This window comes from Paenibacillus baimaensis, assembly GCF_025567575.1.
In genome coordinates this window covers 43255-59480 of sequence record NZ_JAOQIO010000088.1, presented here as the reverse complement: position 1 = coordinate 59480, position 16226 = coordinate 43255, and the positions used below count along the sequence as shown (strand labels likewise).

The 16226-nt window shown below is 45.5% G+C and carries 17 protein-coding genes; all 17 read right to left on the bottom strand.

Annotated features, from left to right (window positions below; translation table 11 throughout):
• Nucleotides 1-287 precede the first annotated feature (287 nt).
• A complete protein-coding gene (gene lysS / locus OB236_RS22570) occupies nt 288-1784 on the bottom strand; it encodes a lysine--tRNA ligase (protein ID WP_262685991.1) in 1497 nt (498 codons plus the stop codon).
• Nucleotides 1785-1891: 107 nt separating this feature from the next.
• Nucleotides 1892-2368, bottom strand: a complete 477-nt coding sequence (greA, locus tag OB236_RS22565; protein WP_076237372.1) for a transcription elongation factor GreA — start codon at nt 2366-2368, stop codon at nt 1892-1894.
• Between the two features lie 181 nt (nt 2369-2549).
• Complete coding sequence (gene dusB / locus OB236_RS22560) at nt 2550-3566, bottom strand: tRNA dihydrouridine synthase DusB (protein WP_076237369.1); 1017 nt, start codon at nt 3564-3566, stop codon at nt 2550-2552.
• Between the two features lie 25 nt (nt 3567-3591).
• Nucleotides 3592-3801 (bottom strand): helix-turn-helix domain-containing protein, encoded by a 210-nt coding sequence (locus OB236_RS22555; RefSeq protein WP_076237366.1) that lies wholly within the window; start codon nt 3799-3801, stop codon nt 3592-3594.
• The gene (gene folK, locus OB236_RS22550; RefSeq protein WP_408638508.1) at nt 3783-4289 is read right to left on the bottom strand and encodes a 2-amino-4-hydroxy-6-hydroxymethyldihydropteridine diphosphokinase; all 507 of its coding nucleotides are present in this window, start codon (nt 4287-4289) and stop codon (nt 3783-3785) included. Before folK ends, OB236_RS22555 begins: the two co-directional genes overlap by 19 nt.
• 4 nt (nt 4290-4293) lie before the next feature.
• Nucleotides 4294-4656, bottom strand: a complete 363-nt coding sequence (gene folB / locus OB236_RS22545; protein ID WP_262685990.1) for a dihydroneopterin aldolase — start codon at nt 4654-4656, stop codon at nt 4294-4296.
• The gene (gene folP, locus OB236_RS22540) at nt 4649-5509 is read right to left on the bottom strand and encodes a dihydropteroate synthase (RefSeq protein ID WP_262685989.1); all 861 of its coding nucleotides are present in this window, start codon (nt 5507-5509) and stop codon (nt 4649-4651) included. Before folP ends, folB begins: the two co-directional genes overlap by 8 nt.
• A 12-nt stretch (nt 5510-5521) precedes the next feature.
• Nucleotides 5522-6400: an aminodeoxychorismate lyase gene (pabC, locus tag OB236_RS22535; protein ID WP_262685988.1), complete on the bottom strand. Its 879-nt coding sequence runs from the start codon at nt 6398-6400 to the stop codon at nt 5522-5524.
• A complete protein-coding gene (gene pabA / locus OB236_RS22530; protein ID WP_262685987.1) occupies nt 6397-6978 on the bottom strand; it encodes an aminodeoxychorismate/anthranilate synthase component II in 582 nt (193 codons plus the stop codon). Before pabA ends, pabC begins: the two co-directional genes overlap by 4 nt.
• A 16-nt stretch (nt 6979-6994) precedes the next feature.
• Nucleotides 6995-8542, bottom strand: coding sequence for an anthranilate synthase component I family protein (locus OB236_RS22525; RefSeq protein WP_262685986.1), 1548 nt, complete (start codon nt 8540-8542; stop codon nt 6995-6997).
• Nucleotides 8543-8649: 107 nt separating this feature from the next.
• A complete protein-coding gene (cysK, locus tag OB236_RS22520; protein WP_076237346.1) occupies nt 8650-9588 on the bottom strand; it encodes a cysteine synthase A in 939 nt (312 codons plus the stop codon).
• Nucleotides 9589-9692: 104 nt separating this feature from the next.
• A complete protein-coding gene (locus OB236_RS22515) occupies nt 9693-10610 on the bottom strand; it encodes a peptidylprolyl isomerase (RefSeq protein ID WP_256711596.1) in 918 nt (305 codons plus the stop codon).
• 222 nt (nt 10611-10832) lie between these two features.
• On the bottom strand, nt 10833-11702 hold the full coding sequence (hslO, locus tag OB236_RS22510; RefSeq protein WP_262685985.1) for an Hsp33 family molecular chaperone HslO: 870 nt from the start codon (nt 11700-11702) through the stop codon (nt 10833-10835).
• Nucleotides 11703-11747: 45 nt separating this feature from the next.
• Complete coding sequence (locus OB236_RS22505) at nt 11748-12512, bottom strand: type III pantothenate kinase (RefSeq protein ID WP_262685984.1); 765 nt, start codon at nt 12510-12512, stop codon at nt 11748-11750.
• Nucleotides 12509-13381 carry a carboxylating nicotinate-nucleotide diphosphorylase gene (gene nadC, locus OB236_RS22500; RefSeq protein ID WP_408638507.1) on the bottom strand — a complete coding sequence of 291 codons (873 nt, stop codon included), beginning with the start codon at nt 13379-13381 and terminating at the stop codon, nt 12509-12511. Before nadC ends, OB236_RS22505 begins: the two co-directional genes overlap by 4 nt.
• Entirely contained in the window at nt 13371-14984 is a 1614-nt protein-coding gene (gene nadB / locus OB236_RS22495; protein WP_262685983.1) for an L-aspartate oxidase, read from the bottom strand. The genes nadC and nadB overlap by 11 nt, the downstream gene beginning before the upstream one ends.
• Before the next feature lie 39 nt (nt 14985-15023).
• Nucleotides 15024-15962, bottom strand: a complete 939-nt coding sequence (gene nadA / locus OB236_RS22490; protein WP_076237336.1) for a quinolinate synthase NadA — start codon at nt 15960-15962, stop codon at nt 15024-15026.
• Nucleotides 15963-16226 lie beyond the last annotated feature (264 nt).

Sequence of the window (16226 nt, the reverse complement as noted above, 5' to 3'; positions counted from 1 at the left end):
TTTCAAAGGACAATTCTTTTCGATCATTTTCGACATTCCGTCAAAAGCGACCTGATCAATATAGCACATTCGCCAGCTTCATTGCAAGTACTTTTTTTATCATTATATGTTTCTCACCATGACCAGAAAAGCTTGCCCTCGAAGCGACAAAAAGTAATATAACAAATCGACAAGAAAATTGCAACAACTATTTTTCAGCTATCTCAGTATGCCCAACTAATCAAAAAAAATGTAAAAACGCACCTCCCAAAAGGAGATGCGTCGTAATCATTTTATATCAAAGAAACTTATTCGCCTTGGCGTTCGCGCATCGAAGGAAATAATAAGACATCCCTAATCGATGGGGAATCTGTGAGCAGCATGACAAGTCGATCAATTCCGATACCAAGTCCGCCTGTAGGTGGCATTCCATACTCCAGCGCGCGTAGGAAGTCTTCATCCATCTCATGTGCCTCATCATTGCCTTGCTCACGCTCAATCAATTGCGATTCAAAACGTTCACGTTGATCTATAGGGTCATTCAACTCAGTGAATGCATTCGCATGCTCACGTGCCACAATAAACAGCTCAAATCGATCAGTAAACCGCGGGTCCTGAGCATTCTTTTTGGCTAAAGGAGAAATCGCGACAGGATGGCCATACACAAAAGTAGGCTGAATCAAAGTTTCTTCTACAAATGCTTCAAAGAATTGATTCACAATATGACCAAATGTCATTGTCGGTTCAGCATGAACCTTATGCTCCTTAGCCAATTGGTGTGCTTCCTCATCAGTCATATGCTTGCTAAAGTCAACGCCAACAACCTCTTTAATGGCATCAACCATGGAAACGCGTCTCCATTCCGGAGTCAGATCAATTTCCTGTCCTTGATACTGGATCTTGGTTGAACCCAGCACTTCCTGAGCAATATGTGCAATCAAAGTCTCAGTCAGCTTCATGATGTCCAAATAATCGGCATACGCTTCATAGAGCTCAATCATCGTAAATTCTGGATTATGGCGAGTCGAAGTCCCTTCATTACGGTATACACGTCCAATCTCGTACACCTTTTCCATACCGCCAACAATCAAACGTTTCAGATGAAGCTCAATGGCGATACGCAAATGAAGCTGCATGTCCAACGCATTATGATGCGTATTAAAAGGGCGCGCAGCCGCGCCACCTGCTATCGAGTGCAAGGTCGGCGTTTCCACTTCCAAATATCCGTGGGAATCCAAATATCTGCGCATAGACTGAATTATTTTCGAACGCTGAATAAAGGTAGCCTGAACTTCCTGATTCATAATCAAATCCACATAACGCTGACGGTAACGAAGTTCCACATCCTTTAAGCCATGGAACTTGTCCGGAAGCGGCAATAACGATTTGGAAAGCACGACGACATTGTTCACTTTGACGGAGAGCTCACCTGTTTTGGTTTTAAATACAGTCCCTTGTACGCCGATGATATCTCCGATATCGAGTAAATTAAAGGCCTGGTACTGTACAGCGTCCAGTGCATCTTGACGTACATACAATTGAATTTTACCGGAAATATCCTGAATATGGGCAAAACCTGCTTTACCCATGCCGCGCTTTTGCATAATACGTCCTGCTAGACTAACCTCTATGGGTTGTGCATCCAATTCTTCATGAGTTAAATTGTCATAGGCTTGCAGTAATTCGCCTGCGTGATGGGTAACATCATACTTTTGACCAAACGGGTCAACACCCAGGCCCCGCAGTTCATCCAGCTTGTTACGCCGTATTTGCAGTAATTCATTAAACTCTTGTTCTTCTGACATCGTGCTCCCAGCCCCTTATCCATCATTCTTCTTACATTAAAAAAGCTTCCAGAGGAAGCTTTTTACTTGTATAAAAACCGTATCGATTTCAACTTGCTTTCCACATCTTACTTCTTAATATCAATGATTTCGTACTGAATCGTTCCTGCGGGAACATTAATATCCACTTTAGTTCCTTTGGGTTTGCCGAGAATAGCCTTACCTACAGGACTTTCATTGGAAATTTTATTGTTGAATGGATCAGCCTCTGCTGTACCCACAATATTATACTCAACGGTTTCACCAAATTCCAAATCCTTCAGCGTTACAATGGCTCCGACACTGACCGTATCTGTGTTCACATCAGCGTTATTAATAATACGTGCGTTACGCAGCATTTTTTCTAAAGTAATGACTCTGCCTTCAATAAAAGCCTGCTCATTCTTGGCATCCTCATACTCAGAGTTCTCACTGATATCGCCGTATCCAATTGCCACTTTGATCCGTTCCGCCACTTCACGGCGTTTGACCGATTTCAAGTGCTCCAGTTCGTCTTCTAGCTTTTTTAAACCTTCCTGCGTGAGGATGACTTCTTTCTCGGCCACGGTAACGATCCCCTTTCATGTGAAAAATTCCCGTATTATGAGCGTATTCATGGAGTATGAATTCACTGTTAATCATATGTTGACCATCTTAATCTTAATGACTAATATCTCATGAGGATGACTATTGACTGATTATATTGCAAGCCTATACAAATGTCAATCTAAGCCAAACCTACAACTTTTAGACCAATTGTCGCATAATCGGCATTCCATCCTGGGAATCGGTATTGTCCAATGAAGCAACAAATTCCTCCAGCACGCCAGCCATGATATCTCGCTTGGTAGTCTCCATAACGATGTCCTTCACCCGTGCTCCACCCGGTAAACCTTTCAGATACCAGGCCAGATGCTTACGCATTTCCTTAACGGCAACATGCTCACCTTTGAGTGCTACCAATCGATCCATATGCAAAATCGCAATGCGAATTTTTTCCTGACCTGTTGGCTCTGGAGGCAGCTCTCCCTTGGTCAAGTATTGAATGGTCCGGTACAGCATCCACGGATTACCGAGCGCAGCCCGCCCGATCATAACACCATCGACACCAGTTTCATCCAGCATTCGCTTGGCATCCTCAGGTGTTGTCACATCGCCATTCCCGATGACAGGAATCGACACCGCCTGCTTAACTTCTCGGATGATATCCCAATTGGCGTGTCCCGTATACATTTGTACACGTGTCCGACCATGTACAGATACAGCAGAACCACCGCCATTTTCGACAGCTTTGGCATTTTGCACCGCATATATATGCTCATCGTCCCAACCGATCCGCATCTTCACTGTAACCGGCTTACTTACGGCCTTCACGACGGTTGTGATCATCTCTTCAATTCTCGATGGATCGAGCAGCCAACGGGCTCCAGCCTCACACTTCGTTATCTTGGGAACGGGACAGCCCATGTTGATGTCAATAATATCGGCATTCGTATGACGATCCACGTGCTTTGCCGCTTCCACCAGCGTTTCTGTATCTCCACCAAAAATTTGCAGACTGAGTGGCTTTTCACGATCATCTACAAACAGCATATCCATCGTACGATGATTACCATGAATAATGGCTTTGTCACTTACCATTTCGGCACATACCAACCCGCAGCCGAATTCCTTGGCGATCAGCCGAAAAGCCGGATTGCAGACCCCTGCCATAGGTGCTAATACGACTTGGTTGGGTGCGACGACATTTCCTATTTTCAACATTATAGTACCTCCTTTCAATTCTTGCTTATTTTGCAGTTGGAAAAAGCTCTTCCGGGTCAATCCCGAGTACTTCGGATATTTTACTAATAATCTGTGCGTCTGGGCTTCGTGTTCCTCTTTCAATAGCTCCCAGAACAGCAATCGATACATCCAATTGATCAGCCAGTTCCGTCTGTGTAAAGCCCTTCAGCTTACGAAAAGCGCGAATGCGTTGTGCTATTGCATAGGATTCCATACTCTGACACCCTCCTTCCCATCCACCTGATCCAACCGCCCAGCCCACTCATCCGCTTGCCTGGAGTGTCTCTGCTGCATAACCTCGACCAGGGGTACCAATACAAACGCCCGCTCTGTCATTCGCGGGTGCGGCAAAATGAGCTGTGGATCTTCCTGTGAAAGATCATCATACAGCAATAAATCCAAATCGATCGTTCGTGGTCCGAAACGAATCTCTCTTATACGACCGAGCTTATTTTCTATACTTAGCATAACAGCAAATAGCTCCTGTGCCGATAGTCGAGTTTCTACCTCAATTACCATATTCAAAAAAGCATCCTGATCCACATAACCAACAGGCTCGGTTTCATATATGTGTGAACGTCCGGAGACGTAAATATGTTCGTGATTATCGAGGCATTGAATGGCATCCTCCAGATACCGTTCCCGATCACCCATATTGGAGCCAAGTGCAAGGTATGCACAACATGGCAGCTGAGAGCCCATAAAGTTATACCCGCTTTCTGTGAATTTCAACCTTGACACCATCAAAAAACATTTTCACTGGCGGATGCGGCTTCAGTACTCGTACAGTCACTTCAAAGATACTCGCGTACGTTCGCAGCAGTACAGCCGCAATTTCCTCTGCCAGCGCTTCAATGAGCTTAAATACCTGTCCTTCCACGATATTGCGAATGATCTCATAAGCTTCAGCATAATTCACAGTATCCTCAACACGGTCACTTCGACCGGGCTTATCAAGCGGCAGCATCAGCTCGACATCCACCTGATAGCGTTGACCGAGCTTGTTCTCTTCTGGAAACACACCGTGATAGCCATAAAATTGCAAACCCGTCATGATGATTTTATCCAATGCTTGTTCCTCCCTTATGATTTAGCATCGTATCCATCATCAATGCGACACGTTTCATTTCCAATACATCATGGACTCTAATGATCGAGCAGCCCTGATGAATCCCCATGCAGGCTGTGGCCGCGGTTCCTTCTTGTACATCATTCGGAGGAAGCCCCAGCGTTCGAGTAATCATGCTTTTTCTTGAAGTCCCTAGTAAAACAGGATAACCAATAGCGACAATTCGATGCAGCTCATTCATCAGCTGTAAATTCTGCTCGTATGTTTTGGCAAAGCCGATGCCTGGATCGAGTATGATCTGTGAGTCCCGAATACCAGAAGCATGCGCCAAGCGAATACTCTGCAGCAAGTCTTCAATAACATCAGGAATGTAATCATCATACACAGCTTCATTCCGATTATGCATAATCACAATAGGGCATCCGTATTGTGCCGCTAATTGAGCCATTTCCGGTTCTCTTTTCAAGCCCCAAATATCATTCAAAACATGCGCACCCGCTGCGAGAGCTTCCCGGGCAACCTCTGCTTTGTACGTGTCTACGGATAAAGGAACCGTGATGCCGGCTTCTATCAGCGCCTCTACAACAGGAATAACTCGCTGCAGCTCTTGCTCAAGGGTTACTATAGCTGAACCCGGACGGGTTGATTCTCCACCAATATCAATCATATCGGCGCCTGCATCAACCATCCGTTTTGCCTGCTCTACCGCTGCTTGCACGCCAACGTACAAACCTCCATCGCTGAACGAATCCGGGGTCACATTTAAAATCCCCATAATCGCCGTTCGATTGCGCAAATCCAGTGTGACTCCACGGCAATCGACCTCAATACCTCGTTTATGTGATAGTTCCATCTTATTCATCCTTTATATTACCGCTATTGTGCGCTGTCTATATATCTGCAGCAGACGCCCAGTCATGTCGCCAATCATTCCGTTACTCACCATTGTTTGCTGTCCTGTAGGATCAAACAGCTTCGTAATCGGTACGATCTCCTGGATAGAATTCGTAATGAATACTTCGTCCGCTTCACGCATTGTGTTCCAATCATACAAACCTTCCTCTACGGATACCCCAGCCGCTTCAGCCAGACTGATTACAAAAGCACGCGTAATTCCCGGTAATATTCCGGTTGCCAAGGATGGCGTGTACAAACGTCCGTGCTTCGCAAAAAATACGTTGCTGACAATCCCTTCCGCTATGCGCCCTTGTCCATCCACAAGAAGACCTTCAGCCCCGTCAGCCCAAGGATACTGCTGAAGCTCACGCTTGGCCAAGATGTTGTTCATAAAATGCAAGGACTTGAGACGTACAGGACCTTCGGGCGTGTTTCTTGGCAGCTGCAGGAGCTGCAGCGATTTCCCGTAATGGTCCTGCTGTTCATTGTGTGGAGGAAGCGGCTTGATGTAGACAATTACAGAAGGTTCTGCGTAAGAGCCCATGGGTAAACCCAATGCTTCCTGTCCCGCTGTTACTGTGAATCTTATATAAGCATCCTTCAGCCCATTAGCTTCCAGCAGACTATGAACGACTTGCTCCCATTGCCCTGCTTCGGTTTGATAAGCAATCCCTAGTTGTTCACAGCCTGCATACAGGCGTGTTTTGTGCTTTTCCAACAAAAAGGGCTGGCCCTCATACGTGCGGAACGTTTCAAACAATCCGATACCGTATAAAAAACCATGGTCGTAAACCGATACCATGGCCTCTTGTTCGTTCGTCACACGACCGTTGATATAGATCTTCACGCTTGCTTGACTCCTGTTTCCTGCAAAAAGTTTTTCAGTATTTGCAATCCGTGATCTGTGATAATGGATTCAGGATGAAACTGCACACCCTCGATAGGATACTCCTTATGCCGCAATCCCATAATTTCACCTTCGGCTGTTTCCGCGCTAATTTCCAGACAATCCGGCAATGTTTCTCTTTTTACGATTAAGGAATGATAACGGGTAGCCGTAAAGGGCGAAGGTAAACCTTTAAACAAGGTTTTACCGTCATGAAGAATCGGAGAGGTTTTGCCATGCATCAACCGCTCGGCACGAATAACATCGCCTCCGAATACTTGTCCAATCGACTGGTGCCCCAGGCATACGCCCAAAATTGGAATTTCACCTTTAAACCGCTCGATTAAGGCCAGACTAATACCTGCTTCGTTCGGCGTACAAGGGCCTGGAGAAATTAAAATATGATCCGGCTTCAACGCCTCGATACCATCCAGATCAATCTCATCATTACGGCGCACCTCGACCTGCTCGCCAAGCTCACCCAAATATTGCACCAAATTATACGTAAACGAATCGTAGTTATCAATTACTAGAATCATCGTATTCCCCTCACCTTCACACCGGATTTTGAACGTTTACTTCACTATATTGTATTGCTTTCCATAACGCCTTCGCTTTGTTGATCGATTCCATATATTCTTTCTCTGGGATCGAATCAATGACAATGCCTGCACCTGCTTGTACATAGCCTATACCATCCACAACAACCAGGGTACGGATCACAATGTTGAATTCCATATTTCCATTATAGTCAATCCATCCGATCGAGCCCGTGTAAGGACCGCGGCGGACAGGCTCCAATTCTTCAATAATTTGCATGGTGCGAATTTTGGGAGCACCCGTAATCGTTCCCCCGGGAAATTTGGCAGCAATAACCTCAAAGGCCCCGTTGCCTTCCGCTAATTGCCCCTCAACCTGAGATACAATGTGCATCACATGAGAGTAATATTCAATGACCATAAAATCCTTGACCTTCACTGTTCCATAAGTCGAAATGCGACCCAGATCGTTGCGTTCCAGGTCAACCAGCATAATATGCTCGGCCCGCTCTTTTTCATGATGAATCAACTCGTCTGCCAGCTTACGATCCTCCTCAGCGTTTTTGCCGCGAGGTCTTGTGCCTGCAATCGGACGTGCTCTGACCACACCACTTTCCAACTGCACCAGAAGCTCTGGCGAGCCCGATACGAGCTGAAAATCGTCAAATCGCATCATAGCCATATAAGGTGACGGATTGATTACTCGCAGCCATTCATAAATCTCCTCAGGACTTTGAGTGAGCTGCTTATGTTGACGGACGGACAAATTAACTTGAAACACATCCCCCGCACTAATGTAATCCTTGATTGCATTGACGGCATGGATATAAGCTTCCCGTGGGAAATCTGCCTTAATGCCTTCAATAGACTCAACATCAATACGAAGCTGATCATTGTCCATTTGCTTCAGCATCATGTCTCTAGTGCGCAGTGTATCGTCCTCACTATTGATTGCAGCTATCCGGTCCCATATTTCTTTCATCCGATACGTATCTGATGCCGCCTGGCTGTAAAGCTGCTCTAGTTCGTCAGGGCTGCTCGCAGATGGGATCCACTTATGAGAAGATGAGCAATACAGCTCCCGTTTCTCGTGGTCGATGATCCATACCTGATCAAATCGGACAAAAGCATAGTCGGGAATGTCCAAATCGTCCACAGACGTCTCAGGAAGCTTCTCAAGTGAACGGACCACATCATATCCCCAAAAACCAACACAACCACCCAGAAACTTCGGTGCCTCGTCGACGACAGGGGAGAGGAATGGCTTCATCCATCGATGAACCAGCTCCAGTGGAGACCCATGGAGTTCAACGACAGATCCATCTGTATCCTTAATGATCGCGTGATCGTGTTTCCCCCGAATTTCCGAAATTGGCTGAAGACCAAGAAACGTGTAGCGTCCGCCTTTTCCGCTCTCCAATACAAAAGAACCCGGATTTGCTTCCTTCCAAGCATACTCCCATGAAAGTATACGGTCATTCTCCAAAGGAAACGATTGTACATAAGGAAGCATCGTGTAATGCTCAGCCCATTCGTTCCATTGCTTATAGGTTGTTACAAACACCTGCTTCCCCCCTTTATCTACGTAGTCATATAAGTTAGGATTTAGTATACTGTATATTCCCAACGAAAAAAAGCCCCTCAAGGAACTGAAGGGCTCTATCAATGCTACTACTCTTCGAACTGATACAAAGGTGTACTTAAGTATCTTTCACCATTACTCGGAAGAATGGCAACTACGCGCTTACCAGGACCGAGTTCTTTGGCAACTTTTAATGCTGCAAAGATAGCTGCTCCGGAAGAAATGCCACCAAGAATACCTTCCTCTTTGGCAACACGACGAGAGGTTTCAAAAGCTTCCTCGTTATCAACCTGAATGACTTCGTCATAAATATTCGTATTTAAAATTTGCGGAACAAAACCGGCTCCGATTCCTTGAATTTTGTGCGGACCTGGTTTACCTCCAGACAAAATAGGAGACGCACTTGGCTCAACCGCATAAATCTTGATATTAGGGAAGTTTTCTTTTAATACGCCACCTGCACCTGTAATCGTTCCGCCTGTACCGATACCTGAGATGAAAGCGTCAAGTTTGCCATCATGGGAATTAATAGCTTCCACGATTTCAGGACCTGTCGTTTCCGTGTGAACCTTAACATTGGCAGGGTTGTTAAATTGTTGAGGAATAAAATAAGACGGGTTCTCGGCTTGAAGATCTTCCGCACGTTTAATTGCACCCTTCATTCCCTCAGCCCCAGGTGTCAGCACCAGCTGTGCCCCATAAGCGCGAAGCAAATTACGGCGCTCCAAGCTCATTGTTTCTGGCATAACAAGAATAGCCTTATATCCTTTTGCTGCAGCAACCATAGCTAATCCAATTCCGGTATTGCCACTTGTAGGCTCGATAATCGTATCACCAGGTTTGATTTTGCCTTCTTTCTCAGCAACCTCAATCATGCTAATCGCGATACGGTCCTTAACACTAGCTCCCGGATTTTGATATTCCAGCTTTACATAGATCTCTGCACTACCTTCAGGTACAACACGATTTAATTTAACCAAGGGAGTGCCACCAATTAAATCCGTAATACTTTGAACTAATTTCGCCATGCCGAGTTCCTCCTAGAATCGTTATAAATAATATCCGAGTTTTTTGGTTGGTATTCTGTTCTTATCTTATCAACCTGTGCTGAGGTTGTCAATATCCAATTGGATTAAAATGTAATGCTAACCTTCCATCTCTCGCGAAGCTTGAGCATTACATCTTTTAAAGGTGGTGCTTCTCGTAGTGCCATCTCTTTCCTTACTATTTCCTTGAGTTCATCCTTTTTGGCTTTGGAATCTTCCTTCAGTTCCTTCAGCTTGAGGATATAAAAGTTATCGTTGAAAAGAACCGGTTTGCTGACTTCACCCACTTTAAGCTTCTTGGCAGCGCTCATAATGGAGGGGGCCATAAACGGATCATTCTCATCCAGCCAGCCCAGATCGCCACCTTTGTTGCGTGTTGAATCATCAAGCGAACGGTTCTTGGCCACTTGTGCAAAATCCATACCTTTGTTCAGATCTGCCGCTACCTTATCCGTTTGCTCCTTGCTGCCGACAACAATCTGTTGAAGCCGTAGCTGAACGGGCGAAATAAATTCATCAGGGTGTGCCTTGATATAAGAATCAACCTGCTCATCTGTGATGGTGATCGATTTGGTTGCTAACTTCTCCAGCAACAATTTATTAAACAAATCGGTTCTTAGTGATTCTGGTGTAAAACCTAACTGCTCTTGCATAGATTCATAAAACTGCGTTTCACTATCATACCCTTGCTGCATACGTTTTAATTCTTTTGTTATCTCGTCTTCGGTGACGGTCACGCCCTCCGCGTTTCCTTCCATACGAACGACTTCATGGTCCACCATTTGATCTAACAATTCCCGACCGTGTTTTTGCAATAACTGCTGATTCAAATCCTCACTTGTAATCGTTTTGTCACCCAGTTTGGCGATCACGCGCCCACGGGGATCCGACGGGTCAGGCTTCATTGTAGTTGGAGGCTTCTTAAACAATTCGGCAAATATTACGGAGGAAAGGATGACAACGACAAGCAGCAACAGTGCATTGACTCCCCACAATATCTTCATGTTTCGCATTCCTAGTCCCCTCGTATGGTCACTCTCCGTAGATTGAGCTATTTCTTCTATAAAGTACGTGTTCAAAAAGTCGACTTTTCTGCTCCGAGCAGTCAAAGTTTTCGAGCCTGAATGCAGGATGCAATCACGAGTAAGCAACGTGTACATCTTCCTGATCAAAAGGGGACTTTTTGAACAACAACCTCTAAAACTGACGTTTGCTCAAACTTCTGGTTATAGCTCCTGGATAAGACCTTCAAGATTTTCCCGATTAAACAGATAGGCTTCATTACAATAATGACATGAAACTTCCGCTTGCCCATCCTCCTGAAGCATCAATTCAAGCTCTTCACGTCCCAGTGAAATCAAGGTCTGCTCGACCCTCTCTCTGGAGCATTTGCAGCGGAACCTGACATCCATTACTCCAAGCACCTGCACCTCTGGAAGAATTCGATGCAAAATATCCTCAAGATCCATTCCCTGGCTTAATAAGGTTGTGATTGGTTCAATGCGAGAAAGCTGTAGCTCGATCAAGGAAATATCATCATCACTCAAGCCTGGCAGCAGTTGAATAACAAAACCACCAGCAGCTATAACCGAGTAGTCAACATCTACCAGCACACCAAGAGCTACTGCGGATGGCGTTTGTTCAGACTTGGCAAAATAGTAAGTAAAATCTTCGGCCAACTCTCCTGATATTAATGGAATACTTCCCCGGTAAGGCTCCTTAAGTCCCAAATCCTTAATGATATTCAAAAAACCTTCCGTACCGACAGCGCCGGAAACGTCCAACTTGCCCACCTGATTCAACGGCAAATCCACTTGAGGATTGTCCACATAACCTCGAACATCACCATTGGCATTTGCATCTACCACAACTTGACCAATTGGCCCTCCGCCTTTCACAATAATGGTCAGCTGCTCATCACCTTTAAGCATGGCTCCCATAATCAGGCCTGCTGACACCGTCCGACCTAAAGCGGCCATGGCTGTGGGCGACATCGCATGCCGCTTGCCTAATTCTTCCACAATCCCAGTGGTACGAACAGCAAACGCCCTGACCTTTCCGTCCATCGCTGTAGCTCTAATCAATTGATCCTGCATCGCTTACCCTTTCTGTGTTGAAGTAATTGTATATAATCGCTGTAGTTATTGGTTGCGTTCATAAATAATTCTCAGACCTTGCAGGGTCAATAATTGGTTGGTCGTTTCAATGGTACGCGACTCCTTGGAAATCAATTCAGCCAGCCCACCGGTTGCAACAACTTTGGGGTTCGTCGCAAATTCCTCGCGAATACGATCAACGATTCCATCAACCTGCCCGGCAAAACCGAAAATGATGCCTGCTTGCATAGAGGCTACCGTATTGCGTCCCACAACGCTTTTGGGCTTAACCAACTCTATTCTCGGCAGCTTGGCTGCTCGCTGATATAAGGCTTCCGTAGAGATCCCGATACCAGGCGCAACCGCCCCACCAATATATTGTCCAGCCTCATCTATGTAGTCAAAGGTCGTTGCTGTTCCGAAATCAACAACAATAACGGGAGAACCATACATCTCAATAGCCGCAACAGCATTGACAATCCGGTCTGCACCTACCTCGCGAGGGTTTTCGTAACGAATATTTAAGCCTGTCTTTACACCAGGACCCACAATCAGAGGTGCTTTCTTAACATATTTTAAACACAATTGCTCCAATACAAACATTAAAGGCGGCACAACCGAAGAAATAATGACGCCCTCCACCTGATCTAACTTAATTCCGGCATGCTGGAACAAATTATACATCGTCATTCCATACTCATCAGCCGTTGAAGCACGATTAGTGCTGAGTCGCCAGTCATGAAGCAAGTTTTTTCCGTCATAAAGACCTAATACGATATTCGTATTACCGACGTCAATCACCAAAATCATGCTTGCACCCCTTTTTGCGCGTTCAGATCCAGACTGATATCGAGCGACTGTACCGAATACGTCAATCGACCTACCGAAATCACATCAACACCAGTTTGCGCTATGGTACCGACTGTATCCAAATTGACGGATCCTGATGCTTCTATCAGAATATGCGGTGCTACTGATTTCATGCGTATAACGGCCTCTCGCATTTGATCTGTTGTCATATTGTCCAGCATGATGATATCAGGCTGCGCCAGTAAAGCCTCTTCCAATTGCTCTTTGCTCTCAACTTCTACCTCGATTTTCATTGTATGAGGAATCTGAGCACGGGCAGCACGGATTGCTTCTGTTATGCCCCCTGATCCTTTAATGTGGTTATCCTTGATCATAACCGCATCATACAGACCAAAACGGTGATTATGTCCGCCTCCGACCCGCACTGCATATTTTTCTAACAGCCGATGACCTGGAGTTGTTTTACGAGTATCCACGAGTCTGACCGGCAAACCTTGCAGAGCATCGACAAACTGCTTGGTACGGGTAGCTATGCCCGACAAACGCTGCATCAGATTAAGAGCGAGCCTTTCACCCAGTAAAATATGTCGGGTATTGCCTGTCACCACAGCCAACACACAGCCCTTGTCCACAGCCTGTCCTTCCTCAACCTTCGCTACAAAACGAAGCTCGGGATCAACAAGCGTAAACACAGCTGCTGCGATCGGCAATCCAGCGATAATTCCAGACTCCTTGACATGAATAATACCTTTAGATTGATGATCCTTGGGAATGGTTGTCATGGTCGTGACATCACCCATGCCAATATCTTCCTCCAGCCACAGCTGAAGGTTTTTCTTTACAATATCCATCTGCAGCTCAAACATCATCAATCTTCTCCTCCGTAATCCCGTCTTCCCGACTGAATATCGTATGCTTCCTCCAGTTCAGATCGTCCTTCTCCGGAAAATCATCCCTGTAGTGTCCCCCGCGGCTTTCTTTCCTAATCAAAGCAGCCTCAGTTGTTAATAGCGCACATGTCAGCATATTGGCAAACTCATAATCCTCGCGCTTGTTCAAACAAGATTCAAAGATGGATAGCTGGCGACGCAGTTCTTCATAGCCTTTCTCCAGCCCTTTGGCTTCACGCTTTAGTCCTGCATACCGCAGCATAATTTTTTGCAGCTTTAGCTTCTTTTCAACTATTGGCTGTTTGGCGTGTTCATTACGAGACGTTACTTGCTGAACAGATGGATTCGCAGTCAAAGGAGACAATTGGTCAATACGCTCCAAAATTCTCCGACCGAACACAATCGCCTCAGATAGTGAATTACTGGCTAAACGATTAGCCCCGTGAACCCCGGTTGACGACACTTCACCACAAGCAAACAAGCGAGCCACCTTGGTTTCACCGTAAAGATCCGTTTTCACACCGCCCATCATATAATGCGCTGCTGGTGCAACAGGGACCCAGTCCGAAGACAAATCCAAACCATAGTTCAGACAAAACTCATATATGGTTGGAAAACGATGCTTCACCGTTTCTTCCGACTCATGCGTAAAATCGATATAAACAAATGTAGATCTCGTCAGCTCCATCTCATTCACGATAGCCCTTGCCACGACATCACGTGGCGCCAGCTCCAGCTGTGGATGGTATTTCTCCATAAATCGTTCACCTGTAATATTGCGCAAGATAGCGCCTTCACCACGAACAGCCTCGGAAATCAGAAAACGTGGTGCTCCTGGGTAACAAAGTGCTGTCGGGTGAAATTGTATGAATTCAACATCCTGAATAAGTGCTCCTGCACGGTAAGCAATTGCGATCCCATCACCTGTAGCAATATCAGGATTGGTAGTGTACCGAAATAATTGTCCCGCTCCGCCTGTACATAGAATCGTTGCGTTGGCTTTGACAAAAACCCTTTGACCACTCGGCTTTTGCACCAGCGCACCGAGACACTCCCCGTTTTCGGTTATCAAATCTATAACAAAATGATCATCCCAAACCTCAATATTCGGATCCAACTTCGTTTTCTCTGATAAGGATCTTACGATTTCAGCTCCTGTTGCATCCCCGTGAGCATGTAAAATACGGCGGTGACTATGAGCTCCTTCTCTGGTCAGTGCAAACGCTCCATCCTCCAGATCGAACTGCGTACCCATCTTGATCAAATCCCTGACGCCTGCCGGCCCCTCATGCACCAGTACATCAACAGCCTCATGAGAGCACAGCCCTGCTCCAGCTACCAAAGTATCGTGTAGATGATAATCCGGCGAATCATCATCGGCTATAACCGCGGCGATTCCACCTTGAGCATAACGTGTGTTGCTATCGAGCAGCGATTTTTTCGTTACCATCAGCACACTATATTTTTCACTTGCTTTGATAGCGGTAAAAAGACCGGCGATTCCAGCGCCGATCACCATAACATCGGTATGAACTTGAGGCAGCTTGCTGATATCAAAGTCTACTAAATAACGTGGTATCATGAGTACGCTCACTTTCTTCTACAAAGAGAGTAACGCATGCTACTTCACTAGCAGCATGCGCTCCAAGGATGCTCTGGCTTGATCGGCAATATGCGGCGGTACATAAATTTGCGGCTGCATTGTTTCCAGACAGCGTACCACCTTTTTCAAGTTGTTCACTTTCATATTAGGGCAAACCAGGTATTTGGTAGCAAAATGAAACTTTTTGTCTGGGCTGTCTACTCTTAATTGAAACCCGGTTCCATCCTCAGTACCTACTATAAATTCTTGATGCTCTGATTCCTTGCAATATTTGATAATGGCTGTAGTACTTCCCACAAAATCCCCAAGTTTAACCACTTCAGGACGACACTCCGGGTGCACGACAAATTTGGCATTGGGGTACTGCGCTCTCATCTCTTCTACATCTTTAACGGTCAGCATGTCATGGGTGTTGCAGTAACCTTCCCAAATAATCATTTTTTTGTCCGTAAATTTGGAAACATAGTCACCCAGGTTTTTGTCTGGGACCCAAATAATTTCATCGGAATCTACCGACTCGATCACTTTAATGGCATTTGCCGATGTACAGCATATATCGGTTTCTGATTTCACATCAGCTGACGTATTGATATAAGCAACAACTTTAGCATTTGGATGCTGTTTCTTAAGTGCACGGAGACCGTCTACATTAACCATATCTGCCATCGGACAGCCAGCCCGTTCATCGGGAATCAGCACGGTTTTGGTGGGAGCCAGTATCTTTGCACTTTCCCCCATGAAATGTACACCACAAAATACAATGACGTCAGCATCGGTAGTAGCTGCTTTCTGCGCCAAAAGAAAGGAATCACCGCGAAAATCAGCAACTTCCTGAATCTCATCTCTTTGATAATAATGAGCCAATATGATAGCGTTACGTTCCTTCTTTAACTGAAGGATTCGTTCTTTTAACTCGCGCTTTTGATCTTCTTTTCGTTCCAATGCCAGTGCTTCCATAAGAAACCCTCCCTTTCTCTTGAGCTGCAATTGGTTTAATGATATTAATATGTGAAAATGTTCACATAAAGTTTAAAGATTTACACCTAATTTACACAACATCACAGGCTGTGTCAATGCTTAAATAGATGCAAAATGAACTAATTATTCGCACATCCGGCAGCAGGTTCCGTATACCCTCTGCTTGAGTCCAGTTCTCGTTTTTTTGACTCGTTAGCAATAACAAAGCCGACAGCAATGAATATGCCGCCGGCTTGTATAACG